Source organism: Bacillus sp. AFS002410 (assembly GCF_002556365.1).
GTDB lineage: Bacteria > Bacillota > Bacilli > Bacillales > Bacillaceae_G > Gottfriedia.
Map to the genome: position 1 here is coordinate 166,432 of NZ_NUEU01000007.1, position 24,514 is coordinate 190,945.

Genomic DNA, 24,514 nt, shown 5'->3' on the forward strand with positions numbered 1-24,514 from the left:
TATATTAGATATTTTCCAATTTGGCATATAAAATGTACAAATTCATCATCCATCATAAGTAAAAAATCAACTCAAATTATAGATGTAAGAGATTATAATGAGTCTAATAAAATGCCTATTAAAAATGCTTTGAATATTCCTATCGGCTATTTAAAAAGATCATATGAAGATATTTCAAATATTGAAATTCATATTGTCGCTTCAAATAAACTTGAAAAAAATTTAAGTATTCGATTTCTTAGTAAACAAGGTTTTAAAATTATAGGTTATTCATTGACTTCATGTGATTGTAAGTAATTCAAAATGTAGGAAAGGAGGAATTATATGAGATATGACGATAAGATGAAAAATAGAATTAAACGAATTGAAGGTCAAATACGAGGAATATTGAAGATGATGGAAGAAAATAAAGACTGTAAAGAAGTCGTAACTCAATTATCAGCTATTCGCTCTGCAGTCGATCGTACGGTTGGAGTAATAGTAAGTTCTAACTTAGTTGAATGTGTTCTAGAATCAGAAAAAAATGATCATAAGTCGAAAGAAGTTATTACAGATGCAGTCAACATGCTAGTGAACAGTAGATAAAGATAAAAATAAATAGATTGACTAAATTTTTTTAGAAAATTATATACCCATAGGGGTATAGGTATATTTTTTGACAAATATAATACCCCTATGGGTATAAAGTGATTTGGAGGAAATCAAATGTCAGCAAAGAAAAAAACAACAATTGTATTATTTAGTGGAGATTATGATAAGGCTATGGCAGCTTATATTATTGCAAATGGTGCAGTTGCATATGATCACGAGGTAACAATTTTCCATACTTTTTGGGGATTAAATGCTTTACGTAACGATGAGAATATTGCTGTAGAAAAAGGCTTCTTGGAAAAGATGTTCAGTAAAATGATGCCAAGAGGTGCAGATAAAATGGGTCTTTCTAAAATGAATTTTTCTGGATTTGGACCAAAGCTAATTAAAAATGCAATGAAAAAGCATAATGCGCTATCTCTTCCTCAATTAATTGAAATGGCGCAGGAACAAGAAGTTAAGTTAGTGGCATGTACGATGACGATGGATTTGTTAGGGCTACAACAAAAAGAACTGTTAGATAATATCGAGTATGCTGGTGTTGCAGCTTATTTGGCTGATGCAGAAGAAGGAAATGTGAATTTATTTATTTAAAAAAGGTGGTAATTAGATGGAATATTTGAAATATATCATCCCAAGTCTTTTATTCATATTTTTCGTAAGAAGTGTTCTTCCCGTAAAAGGGATTAGACAAATTTCTACTACTGAGTTAAGAAAAGAATTAAATGATAAAAATAAACAATTTATCGATGTACGAACAACAGCTGAGTATCGTGCAAAAAGTATTCGCGGATTTAAGAACATACCCCTACATGAATTAGATGAAAAACTAACTGGACTTTCAAAGGAAAAAGAAGTTGTATTGATCTGTCAAAGTGGTATGAGAAGCAGTAAAGCAAGCAAAAAACTTAAAAAACAAGGGTTTAAACAAGTTACGAATGTAAAAGGTGGCATGAGTCTTTGGAAATAAATCATTACATTATGGAGGGAATAACAATGAAAGAAATGACTGCAAAAGATCTTGAATTATTATTAAATGAGAAAAGTGATTTAAACTTAATCGATGTTCGAGAAGTAGATGAAGTAAAAACAGGGAAAATTCCTGGTACGGTTAACATGCCTTTAGGTTTAATTGAGTTTCGTATGAATGAATTAGATAAATCAAAAGAATATATCATGGTTTGTCGTTCTGGTGGACGAAGTGGTCGTGCTACTGAATTACTTGAGAGTTATGGTTATAAAGTAATTAATATGGCTGGTGGAATGCTTTCTTGGGAAGGAAAAGTGGAATAAGTATTTACACAATATAGTTTTATTAAATCCAGGAGGTTAAATGATGAATATTAAAGTAAATATGTTTTTAGATGCAAAAGGATTAGCATGCCCAATGCCGATCGTAAAGACAAAAAAAGCGATGAATCAGCTTGAGGAGGGTTTTATATTAGAAATTCAAGCAACAGATAAAGGGTCAAAGGCCGATTTAAAAGCATGGGCTGAAAGTACAGGACATCAATATCTAGGTACAATTGAAGAAGGGGAAATTCTAAAGCATTATTTAAGAAAGTCATCAAGTTCTGAAACAAATGAAAAGCAGCATCCAATTGTTGTAACAAATGAAGAATTAGATAAGAAATTAAAAAACAATGAAAACATGATTATATTAGATGTAAGAGAAGTAGCGGAATATGCTTTTAATCATATTCATAATGCTATTTCAATTCCGTTAGGTGAATTAGATGAAAGATTAGATGAATTAAAGAAAGAAACTGAAATTTATGTTATTTGTCGAACTGGAAGCCGTAGTGATCTTGCAGCACAAAAGTTAACAGAAAAAGGTTTTTCAAATGTTTCGAATGTGGTACCAGGTATGAGTCAGTGGACTGGTGAGACAAATTCAATTTCAAATTAATTAATCGTTGTAAAAATTAGATGCATTTAAATTTTTTTAAATTAAAAATATACCATAGGGGGTATTGGAATGACTGTAAATACAATGACTGCAAAAGAAGTTACAAAAAAAATATTTAATAAGGAAGAACTATTTATTTTAGATGTGCGAAACGAAACAGATTTTCAAGACTGGAAAGTTGAAGGAGAGAATTTTGACTATTTAAACGTACCATACTTTGATTTACTAGATGGTGTTGATGAAATTTTGGGTAAAATTCCTTCTAATAAAGATGTTTTAGTTGTATGTGCAAAAGAAGGCTCATCAATTATGGTTGCAGAGATGCTATCAGACGCAGGTTTAACTGTTTCATATTTAAAGGGTGGTATGAAGGAGTGGAGTGAGTATTTAGAGCCTGTAAAAATTGGGGACTTAAATGATGGTGGTGAAATTTATCAGTTTGTTCGAATCGGTAAAGGATGTCTTTCATATATGGTTATCTCAAATGGAGAGGCAGCTATTATTGACTCAACAAGAATGGCTGATGTATATCTAAATTTTGCTAAAAACAAAGGTGTAAAAATTACACACGTATTTGATACTCATCTACATGCGGATCACATCTCAGGTGGACGTGTTATTGCAGAAAATACAAATGCAACATATTGGCTACCGCCAAAAGATGCAACAGAAGTAACATTCGAATACTCACCATTAGAAGGTGGTAGCAATGTGATGATTGGTAATACATCAATCAACATCCATGCAATTTACTCACCAGGTCATACAATAGGTTCTACTTCATTTGTAGTTGATGAAAAGTTCTTATTATCAGGAGATATTTTATTCATTGATTCAATTGGGCGTCCTGATTTAGCTGGAATGGCTGAAGATTGGGTTGGTGATTTAAGAGAAAGCTTATATAAACGATATAGAGAATTATCAGAAGAATTAATTGTACTTCCTGCTCACTTTATGATTATTGATGAGCTAAATGATGATGGAAGTGTATCACAAAAATTAGGTACATTGTTTGCAAATAATCACGGTTTAAATATTGCTGATGAAAATGAATTTAGAAAAATTGTGACGGAAAACTTACCACCACAACCAAACGCATATCAAGAAATTCGTGAAACGAATATGGGGAAAATTACTCCGAATGTTGAGAAACAACGTGAAATGGAAATTGGACCAAATCGTTGTGCAGTTCGATAATAATAAATTTTAGGAGGATATAGAAAATGAAAATTACAAAAGTATTAGATGCAAAAGGGTTAGCTTGTCCCATGCCAATCGTAAAAACAAAAAAGGCGATGAATGAAATTGAATTTGGTGAAGTATTAGAAATTCATGCTACTGATAAAGGAGCGAAAAATGATCTTTCAGCATGGGCAACATCTGGAGGCCATGAGTTATTAAAATATGAAGAGGATAATGATATTTTTAAATTTTGGATTAAAAAGAGTAATTAAAATAAATACCATGGCGCATAGATAAATGCGCCTTTCTTTCTCTATTTAGGAGGTTATAAAAATGGAGTGGACTTTTATTCTTTTATTACTACTAATTGGGTTTATCGGATCCTTCATTTCAGGTATGGTTGGAATTGGTGGAGCCATCATTAACTTTCCTATGCTACTATATTTTCCGTCCTTATTAGGTTTTTCACCTTTTACAGCGCATCAAGTATCAGGAATAGTTGCTATTCAAGTTTTTTTTGCTACGATTGGTGGCGTTTTAAGTTATCGTAAAAGTGGATATCTAAATAAAACAATAATTTTATATATGGGAACTAGCGTATTACTAGGGAGTTTTATAGGAGGATTTGGTTCAAACCTACTTTCTGAAGAAGGCATTAATTTAGTTTATGGTTTCCTAGCATTAATTGCTGTTGTGTTAATGTTTGTACCAAAAAAGGAAATTGATATTAATATTGAAAAAAAACTTACTTTTAATAAATGGATTGCCGGTTCATTAGCATTCATTGTTGGAGTAAGTGCTGGTGTAGTTGGTGCTGGAGGAGCATTTTTATTAGTTCCAATTATGTTGACAATATTAAAACTTCCAACACGTGTAACAATCGCATCATCACTTGCGATTACGTTAATTTCATCTATAGGAGTAACGATTGGGAAGGTTACAACTAGTCAGGTAGATATAATACCAACGATTATAATTGTGCTTGCAAGTGTAGTCGCTTCACCTTTAGGAGCAAAAATAGGGAAAAAAATGAATGTAAAAATGTTACAAAAAATTCTTGCTGTATTAATTGGGATAACAGCTATAAAAATTTGGATTACTATTTTAGAAACATGGATTTAAGTGAAAAATCGAAAAAAAGATCTTCTAAGAAATTTTAGAAGATCTTTTTTTCTTTTCTTCCATTTATACTTTAGAAACTGGTAATTGAAGTATGTTTATTGTATAGGTAATCCTATTTTTATGTGCTTTTTGTATGAAAGATTATCTACAAAGAACAAATAATACGTCAGTTAAAGTGGCATCTGCGGTATTAGGGCCAATAATGATATTAGTAAATACTCTACAATTCATTTTAATATAATGAATGAAATGAGCATTGTTACTACTGGATTCGATCGAAATAAATAACATTGAGTAGCAAGCAAAATTGCTTTTAATAAAGAGATACAAAATCAAGACACCAAAACTTTCATGTGCCACAAATATTTATCGATTTATTTATACCCATTAAATTTTTAATTATATACTTTGCGATTGGATAAACTTATTTAAAATATAAAATTAATGTTCAATTCAGTAAAAATGTGTGAGATACTAGAATTGTTATTGGAAATGATTGAGAGGACGCGAATCACATGCAGTATCAATTTCCCGTTATTTTAATACCAGCTCTTAGTCCAGATGATCGATTGATCAATTTGATTAAAGAATTGAAACTTAAATTTAACCCACATATTATAGTCGTTAACGATGGTAGTGATGCCAAGTACAATGGGATTTTTCAGAATTTACGACAAGTAGACCGTTGTACCGTCCTTGAGCACCCGCAAAACCTAGGAAAAGGGATGGCTCTTAAGACAGGGATTTCATATTTTTTAAAAAATTTCTCGAATTCGGCTGGTCTTGTGACAGCAGACTGTGACGGACAGCATACACCGAAGGATATTAATCAAGTGGCAAAAGCTTTAATGGCATCGCCAGATAATTTAATCTTAGGAGTGCGAAATTTTTCAGAAGAAAACATACCGTTCCGTAGTCGATTTGGAAACACTCTAACTCGCTCAATTTTTAAATATCTAACAGGTTTGTCTATTACAGATACACAAACGGGCTTACGTGGAATTCCCGTTTCATATATGAAATTTTTACTTAATTTGTCTGGTGCGAGATTTGAATATGAGTTGAATATGCTCCTGGGCTGTAAACAGCAGGGGATTGACATCAAGGAGACAACGATTGATACAATTTATTTAGATAAAAACAGCAGTTCACATTTTAATCCTCTTGTGGATTCAATCAAAATTTATTTTGTGTTCTTTAAGTTTTTATCATCGTCTCTAATTTCTTTTGTCGTTGACTATGGGTTATTTGTGCTATTTATTTTTTTATTAGAACATAGGATTGGCACAAGCGCGGCTGTGTTATGGGCTGGCATTATCTCACGCGTCATTTCATCAGTCGTTAATTACATATTAAATGCAAAAACTGTTTTTAAACATTCTTCTGCAAGGTCTGTCATACGCTACTATATTTTATCAGGGATTCAAATGATCATTTCAGCGTATGGTGTTACATTCCTACAAGATGCCTTCCACGGCGGAGCGAGTATATTAAAAATTGTTGTGGACTTATTGCTTTCTTTCAGTAGTTTCAAAATTCAAAACGAGTGGGTATTTGAAAAATCAAAGAAAAGTCAAAAAGTTAGCAAAGCGTAAAATTAGTCAGAATACTATGATTAGAACTTTTATGAATTAGGCGAATCAAGCTAGACCGATTCGCTTATTTCTTTGGAAAAATGCGCTGAATTAGTTTTTCAAAATCGAAAGAAAGGTAACTGTTATATGCTAAACAATTTCTTTAGACGAATCTTTATTGTGTTGTTCACTATTTTAATAATACTGACTATCGGACTCGGATTCGTACATAACCTAATTTTAGATAAAAAAGCAGTTGTTACAAATTCTCTGCTTCCGAAAGATTCACCAAAACGAATGATGCTAATTTTTCCGCATCCAGATGACGAGATTACCGTTTCTGGAGAAGTTTTTCGGGAGATTCACGAAGAAAACGCTAAGGTAACGTTGGTTGTTTTGACGGAAGGAGAAGCAGGAAAAACAGGTGGTGTAGTCTCGAAAGATGAGCTCGGAAAAGCACGCGAGAAAGAAGGAGAGCTTGCAGCAAAAACGTTAGGCGTAACACTTGTTCAAGCAAAATTCCCAGATTCCAAGCTTTCTGAAGTCAATCCAATCGAGTTGAAAAATTATATTTATCAACAAATAAAAAAATATAAACCTACGACGATTCTCACTTACGATGATGTTGTGGGATATTATGGGCACCCAGATCATATTTTTGCGGCAAAAATGGTTCGAGAAGTGTTTCGTGAATATAAGGACGATTCTTCTTTTTCTGCTAAAAGATTATACATGGTGACATTGCCCTCGAAAGTCTGGGATAGTCTTTCGAAGTTTGGAAAGAAACTTCGAGAAAAATATCCGCTTAGTGAGAATCAAAGGCCACCGACACCAACTAATGCTGTGATTGTTAAAGCCTATGGTAAGCAGATAGATGAGTTAGCAAAGGGCTACAAAACGCAGCAGCAGGCTGTAGATGCATTGCTTCCAGGGCATCGGCAGATTCCTTATTGGATTTATTTTAAGGTGCTAGATCGAGAGTATTTTTATTTGGCTGAAAAGAATTAATGCATTAGGTTTTGTTGTTTGTAAAATTGACATGAAAAATTGTTGTTTAGTAAAGCTCCCAAAGTTGATTTCGGGAGCTTTTTTCATGGTTAGACTTATTTGATATGAGGCAATTTGAAAAGACAATATTGGAAAGTAGAAAAAACAAATGGGAATTGACCTGTTGATGACAATTCTAGAGTTAAAGAACGTCAATCAAGAGTTACGTATCAATGAAGCATTGGTGGTGAGATAATGACTTTATTGAATTTGGTAGGTGGAGTAAAGTACTATCAGCAAGGTACTGAGACAGTCCGTGCCTTTGATGAAGTGAGTCTCAAAGTGAAACGCGGAGAAATTATCGTGATTTAGGTTGCTTCAGGAAGTGGTAAAACGACTCTACTAAATGAATTAGCAGGTCTGGATTCCCTGGATCATGGTGAATATGTTTTCAATGCCACTTCCGTAAACGGTATAGATACAAATCAACTAGCTGAACTACGTAAAGCACATTTTGGATTTATTTTCAATCATATAATTTATTGGAAAATTTGAATGTCACACAAAATGTGAAAGTGGGAGCGATGTTAAAAATTCCATACAAGAGACACATGTCCTTGAAATGATTCGTCTTGTTGGGTTAGAAGATAATCGTGATAGTTCCGTTTTGGAACTATCACGTGGTCAGCAGCAGCGTGTAGCTATTGCCCGTGCCCTAGCAAAGAAGCCAGACGTCCTGTTTTGTGACGAGCCGACGAGTGCACTCGATGAGCATACAAGTAAGGAGATCTTAAAATTGATGATCGACCTGAATGGAAAGTTGCAGACAACAACGGTAATTGTGACACACATTCCAATCATCGCAAATATCGCAGACCATATGATTATCATGCGAGACGGAAAAATTGAATCCAAGCGTGAGAATAAATGACAAGAAATTTTAAATTTAAATTGGTCTTTATAAAGATCTTTTGTTGAACAATAAAAAGAGGATGATCATTAAATGATTATCCTCTTTTTCATTTGGAGTATGAAAGGATTCCATCATCAAGCCGAACACCTTTTTTACAATAAGTAATAAAACCATCAAGCGCATTGTTTTTGTTCAAATTGCTTTTCTTTATAACGCTGATAAAACCAGATTGCAGTACTAATCCAAAATCCCCCAGTAAAGTAACCAGCAATTACATCGCTTGGAAAATGAACGCCTAAATAAATTCTGCTTATGACAATTAAAAGAATCATTATTAAACTTATTATTATCAATAGAGAACGCCCAAATTTTGTACGAATATTTCTCCACAATATAAATGCTAAGATTCCATAAACTGTCATAGCGTTAGTTGCATGCCCACTTGGAAAACTATATCCACTTATTTCAATTAAACGGTGTAAATCAGGTCTCGCCCTATGAAAGAAGAGTTTTAATAAAGTACAAAGAATATTTGAGCCAATAAGAGCAGCAATAAATAATATTAGTTCAGAACGGTGATCTAAGACTTTATAAAAAAAATATAGGATACCAATAGAAAGTACAATAATAAATATACTTGAACCTAAAAAAGTGAATACTTTCATAAAAGATGTCATTACAGGTGATTCAAGTCCTTGTATAAAGTTAATAACTGTACTGTCAAAATGATATATACTATGATTGCTCACTAGTAATGCCATGAATCCAAAACCTAAAAGTGATAAAAGACTAATTAAAAAAGCAATCGACAAAAAATACTTTAAATTCATTTAAAAATACCTCAAAATTATCAAAGTTGAAATTAATGAAATCTATAAAGAGCAAAAAGCCATTTATAAAAGTATTGCTGGTAAGTTGCGAAAAATTCAATTGAAACAGCATAGACATTGTATTCGCAATCTTACATTGAAAGGAAGTTTTAGTGATATTAATGCTTAAAACAATGAAATTACTTACTTTAACAATATACCATTTAATCCGTTAAAGCTACTTCAGAACGTATATGTAGATCTTAACAAACTTCAAAACAAACAAATTTCATATATAAACTGCATAGGTAAATTTAATAAATCGAAATTGTCGTGTGATATAGTTGGTCATTATTTAAAGCAAGTAAACTACTTGCTTTTTTTATATAAAATGTCAAACAAGCGAGTTAACGGATTTGTGTCGCAAAAAAGCCGTAAGTAAATGGATTTGTGTAAAAACTGATCATTAAGTAAACAGAGTTATGTCGCAAAGTCTCATCTAGTAAACAGATTTGTGTTGGCACATTTATTGGTTCAACAGCGATAGAGGAGTAGCAACGGTAAAATGTAGTTCTTAATTTCAAATTTAATTCTAGTTTACATAATATATATTATAGGAAGTTGAGGTAAAAACACTAAACTTCATCTCAATTCACAAGTATTCTTATAGTTTTGAGATGAAATGAAAAAATTGAGATAAAATACATCATTAAATTAAATTAAATTATTGATTTCAATTTATAATCACTAAAATTTCTTATTTATTTTTAGTTAAATCATAAAAAAATTCCATTATCTAATTATTAATAATTTCATATGAAAATTTACAGTAATTGAGTTTATAAAAATCTTTAACAAATTAAATTAATTCAGTTCTAATTTCATTCATTCATTAGTTTTTTCTACATACAAATTCATTTCATTAATTATTCATAATTCAAATTAATTTTTCGATTTCTTACACTAATTTGATCTTCCTCTCAAATATTTATTTTTTTATTTGTGAATTTAATCACATGTATCTCTACACATTAAAAAAACATCACTTATTGTTTAGTGATGTTTTTTCATTGTTTATCGATCTGTTTCAGTATAGCTGATGCCAATAAATTTCTCAGTCCTCGTTTCGAATTCAACATTAACAAAAACGCCAAATTCTCTGCTTCCATTTTTTAATCGTAACCAAAGTTTGAACTTTTCGATTGAGTTGGTTAGTGATTTTTGTTCTCTACCTATGTGCAAATAGTCTATTACATCCGCTTGTGGGTATTTTTGTATTGTTTTTTCTACTGCGATTTTCCCCCATTTTGCATATGGAGGTTCATATACATGTTGTTGTGCAGTAGCGATGTCTAGATTGCTAAAAATACAAAGTAAGAATGAGAAAATGAAAATGACTTTATAAATTTTTTTCATATGCCCTCCTTTTTGCTTCTAACCTTACTATTTGACCACTCCACTCTGTCTATCCGTGTATTGTTTGTGCAATTTATATCAGTTTTTACGCTTTTTGTTAATAAAAAGAAATTTTTTACAAATAGTAAACCTAATGGTAAATGAATTAAGGAGGATTTATTTTGCAAAGAAAATTTTACTTTAAAACTGCACTAATTATTTTTTGTGTAATATGCCTTTCACTGCTTATGGTAAATTCGTATTTGCCAAAAAAGCAAGTTGATGCATTTAGTAGTCAAGTTCTAAGTCGTGGATCGACAGGTCAGGACGTTAAGGAACTTCAAGAACGGCTTATCTTTATTGGATTTCTAGACGATAAAGCTGATGGAGTTTTTGGTTGGAACACATATTGGGCTTTACGTAATTTTCAAAAGGAATTTGGTATGAAGGTTGATGGAATCGCGGGTACAAAATTAAAAGAAATGCTAACAAAAGCAACAAAAAATTATAAAGGTACTACTTCAAATAACACAGCAAATAATAATAACTCAAATAACAACAATTCAAACAACAATAATTCAAATAATAATAACTCAAATAATAATAAACCTAATACAAATAAACCAAATAATTCGAATTCAAAACCAAATGATAAACCGATTGCAAATGCTCCAAATGGGTATACAGATAACGATATAAAATTAATTGCAAATGCTGTGTATGGTGAATCTCGTGGTGAGCCATATATTGGTCAAGTTGCTGTGGCAGCAGTTATTTTAAACCGTTTAACGAACGCTTCTTTTCCTAACTCAATATCTGGTGTTATTTATCAACCAGGTGCGTTTACTGCAGTAGCAGACGGTCAAATCAATTTAACGCCAAACGCTCAAGCTAAAAAAGCAGTAATTGATGCGATAAACGGTTGGGATCCGACAACTGGATGTATTTACTATTACAATCCTAAAACAGCAACAAATCAATGGATTCGTGGTCGCCCTATTATCATTACAATTGGCCAACATATATTCTGTAAATGAGGTGTAATTATGAAAGGTAGTTGGATCGTTGCTGGTGTGTTAGGAGCCGCTCTAATCGGTTCTGGGTATTATGGATATACGCAACATCAGCAATTGAATGAAATGAATTTAAAAGCAGAAAATAATTACCAAAGAGCTTTCAACGAATTAACATTCGACATGGATTTATTACATGATAAAATCGGTACAACATTAGCAATGAATTCTAGGTCTTCCCTCTCCCCTGCATTAGCAGATGTGTGGAGAATTTCGATTCAATCAAAGTCAGATATTGCACAGCTTCCTTTAAAATTTGTGCCTTTTGACAAAACGCAAGCCTTTTTAACTGGGGTTGGAAATTTTAGCTATAAAACAGCGGTTCGCGACTTAAATAAGGAACCTTTGACGGATAAAGAATTTACTTCATTAAAAAATATGTATTCAACTGCAGAAAAAGTTCAAGATGGATTACGTAATGTGCAAACAAATATCATGAATAAAAACTTAAGTTGGATTGATGTTGGTCAAATGTCTGAAGAAAGAAAAGGTCCTCGCGATAATAGTATCGTGGATGGATTTAAACATATTGAACAAGTAAAAGCAACAACTGATCAAGATTTTGGTCCTACTTTTACGAATGGTCAAGAAGCATCTAAAGGCTTAAGGAAACTTACAGGGAAAAAAATTGATAAAAATGAAGCAGAAAAAATCGCACAAGATTTTGTTCCGCTTAAAAATGTTAGTAAAATTCAAGTCACTAGAAGTAATGGTAATAAATTTGAACCTTTTTATGCGGTAACGATGAATCATTCTAACCCAACCGCTGATACTTATATGCAAATAACTCAAACTGCTGGTTTACCGATCTTTTTCATGACAAATCGACCAATTAGTAAACAGCAAATCAGTTTGGATGATGCAGTGAAAAAAGGCTTAACATATTTGAATTCCAAAAACTATAAAAACATGGAATTATACGATAGTACCCAATATGATGCAGTTGGAGTACTTCAATACGTAAAATCTGTAGATAATGTGCGTATTTATCCAGAAGCATTACAATTAAAAGTTGCATTAGATAACGGGCAAATTATCGGATTTAATGCAAAAAACTATATAACATCTAACCATGTACGTAAGATTCCAACGCCAAAGCTCACTTTAGAGCAAGCAAGAGCAAAGCTTAATAAAAATGTAAAAGTTGAAGAAGAACGTTTAGCAATCATACTAAGTGATTTTAATAAAGAAATTCTTACTTATGAATTTTTAGGTACGTATAATCACGATACGTATGATATTTATATTAATGCAATGAATGGTAATGAAGAAAAAGTTAAAAAACTATAAGAACAGTCAAAAAAAGCACAGGATTCCCCTTCTGTGCTTTTTTCTATTTCTAAATTTATGTAGTAATAGAGTAGCAAATATTTTTTGGATATTACACGCTTCTACAAAAAACACTCTCGACGAGAATTAGCTTGAGGACTTACTATTAAGGAGAGTCATTTGTTACTAACAATTAATTAAAGGAGAAGTGGTGTAAGAATGTCAATTAAAGTACGTTTTGCAACACCGGAAGATTTTGATCGATTATTAGAAATGGATTCAATATATCCTGAAGAATGGCAAGTAACGAAACCATTCGTAGAAAAAGCTTGGAGCAAGAACTCGCAAATCTATAGAGTATTGGAACACAATCAAGAAATCCAAGGGTTTTTAGCTTTTTTTCCTATACATAAAAATGAATTTGAACAGCTTCTTGACAGTAAATTGGATGAATTAAATTTATGTCACTTTATTCTTCCATATGAAAAAAATAAATCTGTCTATCTGTATTTAGCAAATATCATCGTTAATACGGATCATGAATTAAGGAAGGAATTTGCTAAGGTCATGATTAATGAAATTGGCGAAGAAATACAGCGTATACGTAACAGCGGTTGTTTAGTAAATGAAGTTGGTGCGATTGCTATTACAAAAGAAGGCCATCGAGTTTTAAACAAATCAAATCTTGAGTACATTAGTCACTATTTAGATGACGATAAAAAGCACATATATAGAGGTACGCACTTTTAACGGTTAATACATAAAGGAGCAGAATTATCTGCTCTTTTATGTATCGATTTATCAAATTAAAATATCTTTAAATATTGAAGTACGACGATACTAACCCCTAAAAAAACTACATAATAACCAAATATATTAAGCGATTGCTTTTTTAATAAGTTAATCATCCAACTAATAGCTAAATAACCGAATAATGCTGAAGCTAATGTTCCGAGGAATAAAGGAAAAAACGCGATTTGTTCGGCATTTCCACCTAATAAATCTTTCCCCTGAAAGACAATTCCACCTAAAATTGCAGGAGTTGATAGTAAGAAGGAAAAATAAGCAGCGCTTTTTCGTTCCATGCCTTTGAATAAGGCTGCTGCGATCGTTAACCCTGAACGAGACACCGCTGGGAAAATAGCAAGTGCTTGAAATGAGCCAATAAATAGCGCATCAACCCAAGTTAGCTCCTCCATCGTCTTCTTCCCTTTTTGTCTTTTATCTGCAATAAATAAAACTATTCCTGTAAAGATAAACTCCCAGCCAATTGTTTTCCCTGAAACGGAAATTTTATCGAAAAAATCTTTAAATAATAATCCTACAAAAACAGCGGGTAAAGTTCCTACAAATAATAATAAAGTTAATTTTGAAAATGGTTTTTTTATTAAACTTTTCCATTCTTTACTGTAAAATACAAACACAGCTAATAAAGTCCCAATATGCATTAAAGTATCTAATAATAGACCTGCTTCATCTAATCCAAATAAATGTCTACCAAGATATAAGTGGCCTGTACTACTAATCGGTAGAAATTCAGTTAGCCCTTGAATGATGCCTAAAATAATTGCTTCAAAACCAGTCATAATCAATACTCCTTTCATTCAAATTAGTAAATTATATGCAAAAATAATTCAATTCTTGTCCAAATTATAAAAATAAAAAAGCATCTCATTATAGATGCTTTTTAGTTTGTAATAAATTACTTGATACTTCTTCTATTTGCTGAGCAGAAATATAATTTGTAGCGGCAAGTAGTTTTAATTCATTTACACCAGTCCCAATCTCAAGCTTATGTAAAAATGAAATTAAGTCTTCAGATGGAATACATCCACCGAACCCACCATTTGCTGTCACAAACCGCTGAACACCATAAGAGAGAGTCGTGAAAATATTCGAAATGGCACATCCAGTAGTATTATAAAATTGCATTGAACAACGCTCTTTAGGTATTTTCACTAGTAAATCTTCTAAAAACAACTTAACTTTATACGGTGTTGCCATGCCACCTGAATCAACAAATGCTACTTCATCCACTCCATCATCTACTAATTGTGATGCTAATTCAATTGCTTTTTGATGACTAACACTTTCATATGGAGAACTAAATGTCGTCGATAGATAAACACGAGTCTTTTTTTCATAATCTTTCGTTACTGATGTCATCTTTTTTATATCATTTAGTGATTGTTTAATAGAACATTTATTTACGTTTAAATTAACGGTTTCATTTAAAGCTATAAAAAAATTGATTTCATCTGCATCTACTACAAATGCTCTTGTTAGACTTCGCTTATTTGGAATTAAGACGCCGTATTTTAAGTTATTTTCTCTTTTTAACTTCAAAGCTAACTCAGTAGCTTCATTAAATTGTTGTTTATTTGCAGAATGCATTAACGTAGTTACTTCAATGTGATTTAATCCACTATCAATTAGACGGCTAATCCATTGCAATTTTTGCTCAATCGATAATCGTGATCCATATTGAAAATTAATACGAGGTCCAATTTCATGAATAAATACAGACTGAGGTATGTTCAATATGTTCGACTCCTATTCTACTTTAGATTTTTACAAATCTAGCTCTCATAATTGCCCTTGTAACATTTTATTGAATCGAAATCTATTTATGATAGATAACATAGAATCTATAAATAAAAAAACTCGCCGATTGGCGAGCTTTAGGAGAAGTCAGAAGGATAGTTGCACTTATTCTTAATTCCTAAAAATGGAAACTACATTGATGGTTTCTTCTCCGCTCTTTCTTAATGTATAAAAAAACTCTTGATAAAAATATCAAGAGTTTTTCATTAGTAAATGGATTTTTTTAAAAAAGTAAAATTACCAGTTTTTGCATAAAAATGCAATTTAGATTTTATAAACCCGGGTATTTTTGGAAGAATATACATAAAAATGGAAAATTATACCTCTAAGTCTTCCCCTTCTTCAATTACATGGAATAATAGATGTACTAAATGATGAATTGAACTTGATGCATCTAATTCAACTTCATCTTCTTCAGCTGTTTCATCAATAAATTCTAAATCATTTAAGTATAAAGCCATAAACTCATAGTAATCCTTCATTGCAAATGAATAGCAAGCAACTGGATCTTCATCTTCCTCATTATATTGCAGAACTAAATGCGATACATTTCCATCATTATCTTCAGAATCTAAAAATACGAAAAATCCGATATTTGTATCAATTTCAAATAAATGTCTAGTTCCTCCTTCTGTAGATTTATGGTACTCTTCATCATTCAGCTTTTGGATTAACATATTATCGACATTATCTTCTTTGTGAAACGTAACATTAAATGATTTCATTTTAAAACTCCTTTTATATGTATTAATAAACGCATGACTTCATTATGTAACATTCCCTATTTTATAGCAATTATTTCCATAATTAAAAAAATGAATAAAAGGAAAATCTACAATAAAAGGAGTGAGTTTGATGAGTAGAAAAAATAAAATCTTAGTTCCTGAATCTAGAAAAGCAATGGACGCACTAAAAGCAAAAGTAATGAATACTTCTAACCCTGAAGATGCAAAATTCGAAGCAGCTGAGGAAGTTGGTGTTCCGTTAACAAAAGGATACAATGGAAATTTGACTTCCCATCAAAATGGTAAAGTTGGTGGACGTATTGGTGGGAATATGGTGAAAGAATTAGTAAGGATGGCTCAGGAGAATTTGAATAAAAGTTGATGTAACGGGGGTTATTACTAGTATTTATATTTTGTACTTCCCCCATAGAATATTGTTTAACTTTCCTAAATTCAACCATTAGTTGCACCATTAGACTTTTCCAAATGGTAAACGTGCATCAAATTATTTAGAACATTAATTAGTCTTAAAGATACTAATCAAAATAAAAAAGGATACCAAAATAAAAATGGTATCCTTTTAAGCAGTTTTTGAAAGCAAAATATTAAAGTTCAGAAAAAAATTCATATTTTAGAAAGCTTTAAATACTTAGTTTACGTGTGCCGATCCATTTTACCATTTCAGGATCTCTGTGAGAAAAGAATAAACTTTCATTTGTATCTAGTGCAGAAATTTTCTCCATTTCATTTTGGCTTAACTCGAAGTCGAAGATATTAAAGTTTTCAATGATTCTGTCCTTACGTACTGACTTAGGTATTGCAACAACTCCTCTTTGTGTTAACCATCGCAAGATAACCTGTGCTACTGATTTATTGTGCATTTTAGCAATTGATGCTAATACTTCATTTTGAAACATATTATTTTTCCCTTCAGCAAAAGGTCCCCATGATTCTATCTGAACATTGTTTTCTTTCATAAGGTTATGACTATCAATTTGCTGACAGAAAGGATGCGTTTCAACTTGGTTTACAGCAGGAACAACTTCATTATGAATAATAAAATCAGTCAGACGGTCTGGATAAAAGTTACTAACTCCAATCGCCCTAATTTTACCTTCACGGTACAGTTCTTCCATGGCGCGCCAAGAACCATATACATCACCAAATGGTTGATGGATTAAATATAAATCTAAATAATCAAGTTGCAATCTTTCCAGTGATTTTTCAAATGCTTGCTTAGTTCGTTCATACCCTGTATCTTGGACCCAAAGTTTTGTAGTAATAAATAATTCTTCTCTTGATACACCACTGCGCTTTATTGCTCTTCCTACTGCTTCTTCATTTAAATAGGAGGCAGCGGTATCAATCAGTCGGTAACCTGCCATAATTGCATCATAAACGGCTTGTTCACACTCGTTTTCATCTTGAATTTGAAAAACACCAAAACCTAAAATAGGCATTTCAACACCATTGTTTAATTTTACTTTTTGCATATAAATTCCTCCTGATTTTTAATAAATTGGAACATACTACTTACTTTTTAAATTATTGCGATTATATATAAATTAAAGTTTATTACTTCCAGATGATTTAGGAGCTAAAAAACAAATAACCGCTTAAGAATTTATTGTTATGCATTTTGTTTTTGTACTCTTATTATGCAATAAATGAATACGATACCGTTATCCAATTCATATCAAATGATTGCATATTCCTCTCAAGTCACTTATATTTCAGAGCAATTTATATTAAAATGGAACTAAAAATGATAGGAATCTAGGAGGTTTTTATGTCTGATCAAATCTATAAACATCAAGCTGAACTTATTCAACTTATAGAGAGTCAATTAGAACAGGATGGATCTCACCCGACTTCTATTCCTACTTTAGTTTTCTCTAGATATTCTAATGTTACTGGACCGAATTATGGGATCTACAAACCATCCTTATGTATTATCGTTCAAGGTAAAAAAGAAGTTGTATTGGCACAAGAGCATTATGTATACAGTCCTGCAGATTACCTAATTGCCTCTGTTAACTTGCCAATTACTGGGATAGTCACAGAAGCTTCTTTAGAAAATCCATATTTGGCAATTAAACTCGAGTTTACCCCGAATCAAATCTTGGAGGTATTAAAGGATACGGAACTTACTTTTCATAAAGATAATACTAAAAGAGGCATGTATGTTAGCCGAATAGAGTTATCTTTATTGGACGCTGTAACTAGATTAACGCGCTTGCTTAATACTCCAAAAGATATACCTGTACTCGCGCCTCTTATTACGAAGGAAATCATTTATAGACTTTTACAGGGTCAGCATGGATTAACTCTCGGACAAATAGCTATAGAAGGTAGTTCAACAAATCAAATCAGTGACGTTGTTGACCGTATCATGAATTATTATAACCAGTCTTTTCGTATTGAAGACCTTGCAGAAATTGCAAATATGAGCGTTTCTTCGCTTCATAGACACTTTAAGGAAGTAACAGCAATGAGCCCAATTCAATTCCAAAAACAACTAAGATTACAGGAAGCTCGTCGCATATTATTATCTGAGTCAACAGATGCAATTGATGCAGCCATCCGTGTAGGCTACGAGAGTCCTTCTCAATTTAGTCGTGAGTATTCTAGGTTGTTTGGATTACCACCAAAAGAAGATATTAACCGCTTAAAAGCCACATATTTGTAAAAAAGTGCATTACTCCTATAAGGAATAATGCACTTCGTTTTTAATCAAAAAAAAAATAGACAGTAGTAAAAATTAAGTTTGTGAAAAATCGCACTTAAACTAAACTGCCATTATGTTGAAATAGTAATTAATGAACTTAGTTGACTTAAACGTTCGATTTCCTAATAATGAGTTCAGCCATTAGTAAATTAAAAATAAAAGACATCCAAACCGCAATTGTATATGATAAAGCGTATTGAAGACCGACTACGTAGTAAAAAGTCGCTAATACTAAATGAATTGTTAAATTCGCAAATGTTAAAAAAAAGCTTCTTAATATCCACTTTCGATGTTGTGAAACTCGACCTTTTCGAATAAAACGGTAACTAGTGATTGTCGTCAATATCCAAAGTGTATTTAAGAGTATGAATCCAGTAATACTCCATACGCCGCCATTAGCATAAAACGATACGTAATAGCCTGGGATGATATTGAATAGAATCACTCCTACGTATATTCGGCCATTCCACCGATGTATTACTGGTTGCTTCATTCTAATCCTTTTTGAAAGCCCTATTGGACCGGTAATTAAAGCAATAATTGATAAGATAATATGCAATCGAATCATAATGATCCATAAGTTTAGACTCGGGAACTTTACTTCCTTAAACTTAAGGATTGATGTGAAATTTGGATCGACTATAAAATTTTTAGTAACTGTATGCATCATCCACATCACAGCAAGAACCGATAAACTAATGACGATCCATCTTCTATTTTTCATTTGTTACTTCTCCTCAAATTGAAAGAGTGACCGTAAAAGTCGTTCCTTCACTAGGTATACTTGAGACAACTATTTTTCCGTTATGTAATTCGACGATTTTTTGGACGATTGATAATCCTAGTCCGCTCCCTTTTTTCTGGCGATTTCGTGAGCGGTCGCTTTTATAAAATCGTTCAAAAATGCGTAGTTGTTCTTCTTCAGCCATACCGATTCCGTTGTCTGTTATTTTCACAACGATTTCTCTTTGTGTTTTTTTTAATTCAAGATGGAATTGTCCATTTTTTTGTGTAAATTTAATTGCATTGTCGAGTAAATTCATCCAAACTTGACTTAACAATTCTTCGTTCCCGATGTATTGAACTTCTTCGAGTTGAACTGATAATTCAATGTCTTTTTGACTCCATTGGTATTCCATCGTTAGTACAACTTCTCTAATTTGCTGATCTAAGCGGAAATTCTGCTTCTTTATACCTGTATTCATTTCTTCTAACCAAGACAGCTTTTGCATATTTTTGCTTAAATTAGAAAGGCGATTGCTTTCTTTTTCGATAATATCGATATAATGATTCCGCTCTGTTGTTGTTAGTTGAGGATTTCTTAGCATATGTGTAAATCCCTTTATGGCAGTGAGTGGAGACTGTATTTCATGCGAAACATTCGATATGAACTCTTGATTCAATTTTTCTCTTAATGTAAGCTCCTCTGCCATTTGATTAACATTTCTTGATAAAAATTGCATGGAATATCCTTTAATGGTCTTCTCATTTAGATGTGCTTGATCAAATTCACCATTGCCAATTAGTTTCATACTTTCAACAATTGGCTTTAGATATCGATCTCGCTTTGGTCGCAGAAAAATAAATAGTAAACTCATTACGATAATAGCAATTAAAAAACCAAGAATTCCGTTTATTGTTGATACAACCCAATCTGATAACTTAAAACCCCATAATTCGAATAAATAAGACGTCAATGTATAAGGTACATAGCCAACTAAAATACCGACTAATAGAAATGAAATCAACCCTAAAATTATATGCTTCCATAATTTTTTTCTCATTTTAATACCTCTAATCGATACCCAAGGCCGCGAATTGTTTTAATTTGAAAGTAAGTTTGTTCTTTAAACCGTTCTCGAAGTCGATTAATATGAACATCTAATGTGCGATCATTACCAGAAAAGTGAATACCCCAAATAGAATCAATTAATTGTTCTCTCGTAAACGTTCGACCTGGTGCTTCTGCTAATTTATAAAGTAAATTAAATTCTTTTAGCGGCAAATCATAAGAATTCTTTTCTAACGCCACTTTAAAGGTGTTTTTATCCATCCAAAACTCACCTATTTGTACAGTTTGAGATTGGTTAATTTGATATCTTCTAAGTAATGCTTTTAATCGGACTAATAGTTCAAGAGGTTCAAATGGCTTAACCATATAGTCATCTGCACCAAGATTAAATCCTTTTATCTTTTGAACTGTTTCTCCTTTTGCTGTTAGCATTAAAATGGGGAAATCATATAACTTTCGGAACTCCTTACAAAGCTCCCAGCCGTCAACTTTCGGGAGCATAATATCAATAATTGCCAGATCAATCTCATGTTCTTCAGCAATTTCCAATGCTTCTTGTCCATCGGAGGCTTCTTTTACTAAAAAGAATTCTTGCTGTAAAAAGAGGGAAACAAATTCTCGAATTGAAGCATCATCATCTACTACTAATATTGTCGCCATTACGAATTCACCTCACTTTATAAATGTTTTAGTTCATAGTTTATATGACTGTATTCCACAAATACCTTTTGGTTCATTCTCATATTTCTTCGTATAGTACTCCTTATTACATGTGATCAGTTGTATGGCTTCTACTAATTGATTAACCTCAGCAAATGTATTGTAAAAACTCAAACTAATTCGAACTAAACCAGGGGAAGGAATACTAGTATCTTTTCTTACTTCATCAATCATTTCATCACTAATTTGTAAGAGTTTTTGTACATAGGAATAGGCACAGAAAAAACCACTTCTGACTGAAATACCAAACTCTCTAGCTAAGATGTGTGCAATATCTTGGTGATGTAACCCATCAATTGTAAACGAAAATACACTCACTTGTGGAAGATTATTGTTTAAAGCACAGAATAATTTTAAACCGTCAATTGTTCGAAGTTGAACGATGGCATAATTGATTAAGTGCTTCTCATATTCAATTATCATTTCCATATTATTTTGTTGCAATGTTCGAATAGCTGCATTTAAAGCGACAATTCCCATTACATTAGGTGTACCACCTTCAAATCTTTCAGGTGCCTTATTCCATTGAACAAATGATTTTATAGCAACTTGAGTTGTGCCTCCTCCTTTTTGTAGGGGCTTTGCATCCTTAAATTCTTCAATTGCACCAATTAATACAGCAGTTCCAAACGGAGCATATAGTTTATGTCCTGTAAATGAAAGAAAGTCAATATTCTCCATTTCGTTCAGTCGCACCATTTGAATCGATTCATGTGGAATGAATTGAGCAGCATCGATATGTATTTTCGCACCGAATCGATGCGTTAGTTCAGCCGCTTCGTAAATCGGATTAATACAACCAGTGACATTTGATGCCCCTGTGATTGAGACTAGTGCGACTTGACCTTTTAATGCCTTAAGTTTAACTTTTAAATCTTCTAAACTGATTTGACCATCATGATTAACAGTAATGTATTCAACCTCAAAGTATTCACGCCAAGGTAAGTCATTCGAAATATGTTCCATCTCTGATAGTAAAATATAACGTTTAATAGTTGATTGATGCAATATATGAGAAAGTAGATTCATTGACTCTGTGCTATTTTTCGTGAAGATAACTGTATGTTGATCTGCTTTTCCACCGACAAAATTTAATACATTTAGACGCGTGCGTTCGATTATTTCCGTTGAACGTACTGATTTATAGCCTTTTCCACGTCCAACAGATGAATACCATGGTGCAAATTCTTGAATTGCTTTTAAAACGCTTTTAAATGGTGCTGTAGTAGCGGCGTTATCAAAATAAATTCCCTTAATAGATCGACCATTTTCTAAAGGAATCTTTTCATCAACTCCGATAATTAAGTTCCTCAGTTTTTTTTGCTGTTTTAATAAGGTTGGATTTTCTCCTAAATTTCTCATTACGCTCCTCTTTTCATCACATTTCTTAGTTAGATTAATGTGTGTATTACTTAAAACCATAGGAGCGGATCAATCTTTTAATCAGATTAACATTCGTGATTCCAAAAATAATTACTACTAATGCAATAAACAATGAGTAACCTATACCAACCCAAGTATTTAGCAATGAAAATGGTAATGACAACAACAGTAAACAGCCTAAAATTAAATGATATATTCTCTCAGAATCCCACTTGCTACCAAACTGCTCAGATTCAATTTCACCTTTCCACTGCGCCATTCCACCTTTAAAGTTATATACTTTTTCATGTGATAGTGATAAACGCTCTGCAGATTTTCCCCCAGCGATGCCAACATAACAAATAATCACTACTTCTTCTTCCGGCGAGACTTTTGGTAATGTCGACCACATTGGATAAGGGAAATTAATTGCACCTTTTATGTGACCACGCTCAAAGCTTTTAGGTGATCGAATATCGATAATCTTTAAGCTTTCATTTTTATTTAGCTTTGTTTGTAACTCATCAAATGTTAAATTTATAAACATTATTTAGCCCCTTTATAATCACTAAAGTAGATGAATCAGCGCTATTTTAAATAAACACTGTTCTTCGTATAGAAATTATAATAGTCGACTTTTTTAAACTCAGTTTAAACAAAATTAAGATTTTTTAGGATTTGAGATATAGAAAACATATTGATAATTCTTACCATCTCATTTAAATCCATAGACCTTGTAAAACAAGAAGTGGATGATTAGAATCGTCAATTGTTTATAATCGCTATTTCGTAAGCATAATAGTAAATATAGAAATTTTTAGTCTATTCAATTTGTACATACATATATCTTTTGTAAAGATAACTATCATGTTCAACTTAATTTATAGTAGTTAAGTAAAGTTGGAGGTCAATATGAGCGCAAAAAAAATCACTGATTTAATGTCTTTAGAAGAAGCGAGAGAATATACAAAACATAGAAATAAAATAAATTCTGCTAGGAACAAAAAAGAAGCCGAAGTTCACTTTTTAAAAGCAAAATCGTTACTAGAAAAAATAAATGAAAAAAAACAGTAATTTAAATATTTACTGTTTTTTTTATTCCTAATTTTTCTAATTGCATGTTAAAATAAAAAAAATGAAAGGTAACAGTTTATGGAAGAATTGGGAAAATACACTATTTGGACCGTCATTTCTATCATAATTGGAATGATGGGTGGATTTATCAACTCTCTTATGGGAGATGAAGGATTTTTACGACCTTATACATTTAAAGATAAGGACGATAGAAGTAGATATTCATTTGGTTCGTGGCGAGAAATTATTTTAGGTGGAGCTGCTGGGATGATATCTGGACTCATTGCTAGTACAACAAACGTACCTTCAATTTGGACAACGATCTTGTATTCGTTTTTAGCTGGTATCAGCGGTAGTACCTACCTAGAAAAGATGGTAGAACGAAATTTGAATGCAGTAAAGCAAGACTACAATAAACAGTTAGATATAATAGAACAAACTAAATTATCATTTGGAGGAGAAAACGATGGCGACGCCGACAATCAACAAAAATAAAGTACAGTTAGGCAGAAATGATGCTTTAACTTATCATAAGTTACGACGAGATTTAGATAACGCTAGAACTCGTAGAGAAGCAGACGCTGTTTTCCAAAAGATTATGAAATTGATAAATAAAAACTAAAGTTTCGGTTTATACCGAAACTTTTTCATTTTTATATTTAAATTAGTGATTAACTAACGGAGT

Annotated in this window: 29 protein-coding genes and 2 pseudogenes; 20 read left to right on the plus strand and 11 right to left on the minus strand. The window is 32.1% G+C overall.

Annotated features, from left to right (window positions below; translation table 11 throughout):
* The first annotated feature begins 324 nt into the window (after positions 1-324).
* The 12 genes and pseudogenes from CN692_RS06495 (at position 325) to CN692_RS26620 (ending at position 8,296) form a co-directional block, all read left to right on the plus strand.
* Positions 325-585 (plus strand): metal-sensitive transcriptional regulator, encoded by a 261-nt coding sequence (locus tag CN692_RS06495; RefSeq protein WP_098118340.1) that lies wholly within the window; start codon positions 325-327, stop codon positions 583-585.
* A 120-nt stretch (positions 586-705) separates the two neighbouring features.
* Complete coding sequence (locus tag CN692_RS06500; RefSeq protein WP_098118341.1) at positions 706-1,185, plus strand: DsrE/DsrF/DrsH-like family protein; 480 nt, start codon at positions 706-708, stop codon at positions 1,183-1,185.
* Positions 1,186-1,201: 16 nt separating this feature from the next.
* Positions 1,202-1,561 (plus strand): rhodanese-like domain-containing protein, encoded by a 360-nt coding sequence (locus CN692_RS06505; protein ID WP_098118342.1) that lies wholly within the window; start codon positions 1,202-1,204, stop codon positions 1,559-1,561.
* Positions 1,562-1,587: 26 nt separating this feature from the next.
* The gene (locus CN692_RS06510; protein ID WP_098118502.1) at positions 1,588-1,884 is read left to right on the plus strand and encodes a rhodanese-like domain-containing protein; all 297 of its coding nucleotides are present in this window, start codon (positions 1,588-1,590) and stop codon (positions 1,882-1,884) included.
* Between the two features lie 40 nt (positions 1,885-1,924).
* Positions 1,925-2,500 (plus strand): sulfurtransferase TusA family protein, encoded by a 576-nt coding sequence (locus CN692_RS06515; RefSeq protein ID WP_098118343.1) that lies wholly within the window; start codon positions 1,925-1,927, stop codon positions 2,498-2,500.
* Between the two features lie 20 nt (positions 2,501-2,520).
* Positions 2,521-3,697: pseudogene (locus tag CN692_RS06520) on the plus strand (MBL fold metallo-hydrolase).
* Positions 3,698-3,723: 26 nt separating this feature from the next.
* Entirely contained in the window at positions 3,724-3,954 is a 231-nt protein-coding gene (locus tag CN692_RS06525) for a sulfurtransferase TusA family protein (protein WP_098118345.1), read from the plus strand.
* Between the two features lie 61 nt (positions 3,955-4,015).
* Positions 4,016-4,804: a sulfite exporter TauE/SafE family protein gene (locus CN692_RS06530; protein ID WP_098118346.1), complete on the plus strand. Its 789-nt coding sequence runs from the start codon at positions 4,016-4,018 to the stop codon at positions 4,802-4,804.
* A 515-nt stretch (positions 4,805-5,319) separates the two neighbouring features.
* Positions 5,320-6,399 (plus strand): bifunctional glycosyltransferase family 2/GtrA family protein, encoded by a 1,080-nt coding sequence (locus CN692_RS06535; protein WP_098118347.1) that lies wholly within the window; start codon positions 5,320-5,322, stop codon positions 6,397-6,399.
* 126 nt (positions 6,400-6,525) lie between these two features.
* Complete coding sequence (locus tag CN692_RS06540) at positions 6,526-7,386, plus strand: PIG-L deacetylase family protein (protein WP_098118348.1); 861 nt, start codon at positions 6,526-6,528, stop codon at positions 7,384-7,386.
* A gap of 577 nt (positions 7,387-7,963) precedes the next feature.
* A pseudogene (locus CN692_RS27120) lies at positions 7,964-8,113 on the plus strand (ATP-binding cassette domain-containing protein); the annotation flags it as partial.
* A gap of 48 nt (positions 8,114-8,161) precedes the next feature.
* Positions 8,162-8,296, plus strand: coding sequence for a hypothetical protein (locus CN692_RS26620; protein ID WP_257143978.1), 135 nt, complete (start codon positions 8,162-8,164; stop codon positions 8,294-8,296).
* A 155-nt stretch (positions 8,297-8,451) separates the two neighbouring features.
* Here CN692_RS26620 and CN692_RS06550 read toward each other — a convergent pair whose 3' ends face one another.
* Positions 8,452-9,108, minus strand: a complete 657-nt coding sequence (locus CN692_RS06550; RefSeq protein ID WP_098118350.1) for a phosphatase PAP2 family protein — start codon at positions 9,106-9,108, stop codon at positions 8,452-8,454.
* Positions 9,109-10,161: 1,053 nt separating this feature from the next.
* Positions 10,162-10,503, minus strand: a complete 342-nt coding sequence (locus tag CN692_RS06555; RefSeq protein ID WP_098118351.1) for a DUF3889 domain-containing protein — start codon at positions 10,501-10,503, stop codon at positions 10,162-10,164.
* Between the two features lie 161 nt (positions 10,504-10,664).
* On the opposite strand from CN692_RS06555, the gene sleB reads away from it, so the two are divergent.
* The 3 genes from sleB to CN692_RS06570 all read left to right on the plus strand — a co-directional run bounded on the left by sleB (position 10,665) and on the right by CN692_RS06570 (position 13,574).
* Positions 10,665-11,519: a spore cortex-lytic enzyme gene (gene sleB, locus CN692_RS06560; RefSeq protein ID WP_098118352.1), complete on the plus strand. Its 855-nt coding sequence runs from the start codon at positions 10,665-10,667 to the stop codon at positions 11,517-11,519.
* A 6-nt stretch (positions 11,520-11,525) separates the two neighbouring features.
* Positions 11,526-12,845 (plus strand): germination protein YpeB, encoded by a 1,320-nt coding sequence (gene ypeB / locus CN692_RS06565; protein WP_098118353.1) that lies wholly within the window; start codon positions 11,526-11,528, stop codon positions 12,843-12,845.
* A gap of 198 nt (positions 12,846-13,043) precedes the next feature.
* On the plus strand, positions 13,044-13,574 hold the full coding sequence (locus tag CN692_RS06570) for a hypothetical protein (protein WP_098118354.1): 531 nt from the start codon (positions 13,044-13,046) through the stop codon (positions 13,572-13,574).
* Positions 13,575-13,630: 56 nt separating this feature from the next.
* Here CN692_RS06570 and CN692_RS06575 read toward each other — a convergent pair whose 3' ends face one another.
* The 3 genes from CN692_RS06575 to CN692_RS06585 all read right to left on the minus strand — a co-directional run bounded on the left by CN692_RS06575 (position 13,631) and on the right by CN692_RS06585 (position 16,153).
* Entirely contained in the window at positions 13,631-14,410 is a 780-nt protein-coding gene (locus CN692_RS06575) for an undecaprenyl-diphosphate phosphatase (protein WP_098118355.1), read from the minus strand.
* A gap of 88 nt (positions 14,411-14,498) precedes the next feature.
* Positions 14,499-15,365 carry a hypothetical protein gene (locus CN692_RS06580; protein ID WP_179874379.1) on the minus strand — a complete coding sequence of 289 codons (867 nt, stop codon included), beginning with the start codon at positions 15,363-15,365 and terminating at the stop codon, positions 14,499-14,501.
* Positions 15,366-15,745: 380 nt separating this feature from the next.
* Complete coding sequence (locus CN692_RS06585; protein ID WP_098118357.1) at positions 15,746-16,153, minus strand: cytosolic protein; 408 nt, start codon at positions 16,151-16,153, stop codon at positions 15,746-15,748.
* 130 nt (positions 16,154-16,283) lie between these two features.
* Here CN692_RS06585 and CN692_RS06590 point away from each other — a divergent pair, with 130 nt between their 5' ends.
* On the plus strand, positions 16,284-16,535 hold the full coding sequence (locus CN692_RS06590; RefSeq protein WP_098118358.1) for an alpha/beta-type small acid-soluble spore protein: 252 nt from the start codon (positions 16,284-16,286) through the stop codon (positions 16,533-16,535).
* Positions 16,536-16,794: 259 nt separating this feature from the next.
* On the opposite strand, the gene CN692_RS06595 is transcribed toward CN692_RS06590, so the two are convergent.
* Positions 16,795-17,646, minus strand: a complete 852-nt coding sequence (locus tag CN692_RS06595; RefSeq protein WP_098118359.1) for an aldo/keto reductase — start codon at positions 17,644-17,646, stop codon at positions 16,795-16,797.
* Positions 17,647-17,942: 296 nt separating this feature from the next.
* Between CN692_RS06595 and CN692_RS06600 the strand changes: the two genes are divergently transcribed.
* Positions 17,943-18,842, plus strand: coding sequence for an AraC family transcriptional regulator (locus CN692_RS06600; protein WP_098118360.1), 900 nt, complete (start codon positions 17,943-17,945; stop codon positions 18,840-18,842).
* Positions 18,843-18,987: 145 nt separating this feature from the next.
* Here CN692_RS06600 and CN692_RS06605 read toward each other — a convergent pair whose 3' ends face one another.
* The 5 genes from CN692_RS06605 to CN692_RS06625 are packed head-to-tail and all read right to left on the minus strand — an operon-like array spanning position 18,988 to position 23,302.
* Positions 18,988-19,605, minus strand: coding sequence for a DUF2306 domain-containing protein (locus tag CN692_RS06605; RefSeq protein ID WP_098118361.1), 618 nt, complete (start codon positions 19,603-19,605; stop codon positions 18,988-18,990).
* 13 nt (positions 19,606-19,618) lie between these two features.
* Positions 19,619-20,665 (minus strand): sensor histidine kinase, encoded by a 1,047-nt coding sequence (locus CN692_RS06610; protein WP_098118362.1) that lies wholly within the window; start codon positions 20,663-20,665, stop codon positions 19,619-19,621.
* A complete protein-coding gene (locus CN692_RS06615) occupies positions 20,662-21,333 on the minus strand; it encodes a response regulator transcription factor (protein WP_098118363.1) in 672 nt (223 codons plus the stop codon). Before CN692_RS06615 ends, CN692_RS06610 begins: the two co-directional genes overlap by 4 nt.
* Positions 21,334-21,366: 33 nt before the next feature.
* On the minus strand, positions 21,367-22,755 hold the full coding sequence (locus tag CN692_RS06620) for an aminotransferase class V-fold PLP-dependent enzyme (RefSeq protein ID WP_179874380.1): 1,389 nt from the start codon (positions 22,753-22,755) through the stop codon (positions 21,367-21,369).
* Between the two features lie 46 nt (positions 22,756-22,801).
* The gene (locus CN692_RS06625) at positions 22,802-23,302 is read right to left on the minus strand and encodes a rhodanese-like domain-containing protein (protein WP_098118365.1); all 501 of its coding nucleotides are present in this window, start codon (positions 23,300-23,302) and stop codon (positions 22,802-22,804) included.
* Between the two features lie 365 nt (positions 23,303-23,667).
* On the opposite strand from CN692_RS06625, the gene CN692_RS26065 reads away from it, so the two are divergent.
* The 3 genes from CN692_RS26065 to CN692_RS26070 all read left to right on the plus strand — a co-directional run bounded on the left by CN692_RS26065 (position 23,668) and on the right by CN692_RS26070 (position 24,451).
* On the plus strand, positions 23,668-23,829 hold the full coding sequence (locus tag CN692_RS26065; protein ID WP_179865373.1) for a hypothetical protein: 162 nt from the start codon (positions 23,668-23,670) through the stop codon (positions 23,827-23,829).
* 78 nt (positions 23,830-23,907) lie between these two features.
* Positions 23,908-24,324 carry a hypothetical protein gene (locus tag CN692_RS06630; protein ID WP_098118366.1) on the plus strand — a complete coding sequence of 139 codons (417 nt, stop codon included), beginning with the start codon at positions 23,908-23,910 and terminating at the stop codon, positions 24,322-24,324.
* Positions 24,296-24,451, plus strand: coding sequence for a hypothetical protein (locus CN692_RS26070; protein ID WP_179874381.1), 156 nt, complete (start codon positions 24,296-24,298; stop codon positions 24,449-24,451). Before CN692_RS06630 ends, CN692_RS26070 begins: the two co-directional genes overlap by 29 nt.
* Positions 24,452-24,514 lie beyond the last annotated feature (63 nt).

Bases quoted from the DNA above. Each gene is read 5' to 3' on its own strand.
- CN692_RS06495 (WP_098118340.1), top strand. From the start codon at position 325: ATGAGATATGACGATAAGATGAAAAATAGAATTAAACGAATTGAAGGT.
- CN692_RS06500 (WP_098118341.1), top strand. From the start codon at position 706: ATGTCAGCAAAGAAAAAAACAACAATTGTATTATTTAGTGGAGATTAT.
- CN692_RS06505 (WP_098118342.1), top strand. From the start codon at position 1,202: ATGGAATATTTGAAATATATCATCCCAAGTCTTTTATTCATATTTTTC.
- CN692_RS06510 (WP_098118502.1), top strand. From the start codon at position 1,588: ATGAAAGAAATGACTGCAAAAGATCTTGAATTATTATTAAATGAGAAA.
- CN692_RS06515 (WP_098118343.1), top strand. From the start codon at position 1,925: ATGATGAATATTAAAGTAAATATGTTTTTAGATGCAAAAGGATTAGCA.
- CN692_RS06525 (WP_098118345.1), top strand. From the start codon at position 3,724: ATGAAAATTACAAAAGTATTAGATGCAAAAGGGTTAGCTTGTCCCATG.
- CN692_RS06530 (WP_098118346.1), top strand. From the start codon at position 4,016: ATGGAGTGGACTTTTATTCTTTTATTACTACTAATTGGGTTTATCGGA.
- CN692_RS06535 (WP_098118347.1), top strand. From the start codon at position 5,320: ATGCAGTATCAATTTCCCGTTATTTTAATACCAGCTCTTAGTCCAGAT.
- CN692_RS06540 (WP_098118348.1), top strand. From the start codon at position 6,526: ATGCTAAACAATTTCTTTAGACGAATCTTTATTGTGTTGTTCACTATT.
- CN692_RS06550 (WP_098118350.1), bottom strand. From the start codon at position 9,108: ATGAATTTAAAGTATTTTTTGTCGATTGCTTTTTTAATTAGTCTTTTA.
- CN692_RS06555 (WP_098118351.1), bottom strand. From the start codon at position 10,503: ATGAAAAAAATTTATAAAGTCATTTTCATTTTCTCATTCTTACTTTGT.
- CN692_RS06570 (WP_098118354.1), top strand. From the start codon at position 13,044: ATGTCAATTAAAGTACGTTTTGCAACACCGGAAGATTTTGATCGATTA.
- CN692_RS06575 (WP_098118355.1), bottom strand. From the start codon at position 14,410: ATGACTGGTTTTGAAGCAATTATTTTAGGCATCATTCAAGGGCTAACT.
- CN692_RS06585 (WP_098118357.1), bottom strand. From the start codon at position 16,153: ATGAAATCATTTAATGTTACGTTTCACAAAGAAGATAATGTCGATAAT.
- CN692_RS06590 (WP_098118358.1), top strand. From the start codon at position 16,284: ATGAGTAGAAAAAATAAAATCTTAGTTCCTGAATCTAGAAAAGCAATG.
- CN692_RS06595 (WP_098118359.1), bottom strand. From the start codon at position 17,646: ATGCAAAAAGTAAAATTAAACAATGGTGTTGAAATGCCTATTTTAGGT.
- CN692_RS06600 (WP_098118360.1), top strand. From the start codon at position 17,943: ATGTCTGATCAAATCTATAAACATCAAGCTGAACTTATTCAACTTATA.
- CN692_RS06605 (WP_098118361.1), bottom strand. From the start codon at position 19,605: ATGAAAAATAGAAGATGGATCGTCATTAGTTTATCGGTTCTTGCTGTG.
- CN692_RS06610 (WP_098118362.1), bottom strand. From the start codon at position 20,665: ATGAGAAAAAAATTATGGAAGCATATAATTTTAGGGTTGATTTCATTT.
- CN692_RS06615 (WP_098118363.1), bottom strand. From the start codon at position 21,333: ATGGCGACAATATTAGTAGTAGATGATGATGCTTCAATTCGAGAATTT.
- CN692_RS06620 (WP_179874380.1), bottom strand. From the start codon at position 22,755: ATGAGAAATTTAGGAGAAAATCCAACCTTATTAAAACAGCAAAAAAAA.
- CN692_RS06625 (WP_098118365.1), bottom strand. From the start codon at position 23,302: ATGTTTATAAATTTAACATTTGATGAGTTACAAACAAAGCTAAATAAA.
- CN692_RS26065 (WP_179865373.1), top strand. From the start codon at position 23,668: ATGAGCGCAAAAAAAATCACTGATTTAATGTCTTTAGAAGAAGCGAGA.
- CN692_RS06630 (WP_098118366.1), top strand. From the start codon at position 23,908: ATGGAAGAATTGGGAAAATACACTATTTGGACCGTCATTTCTATCATA.
- CN692_RS26070 (WP_179874381.1), top strand. From the start codon at position 24,296: ATGGCGACGCCGACAATCAACAAAAATAAAGTACAGTTAGGCAGAAAT.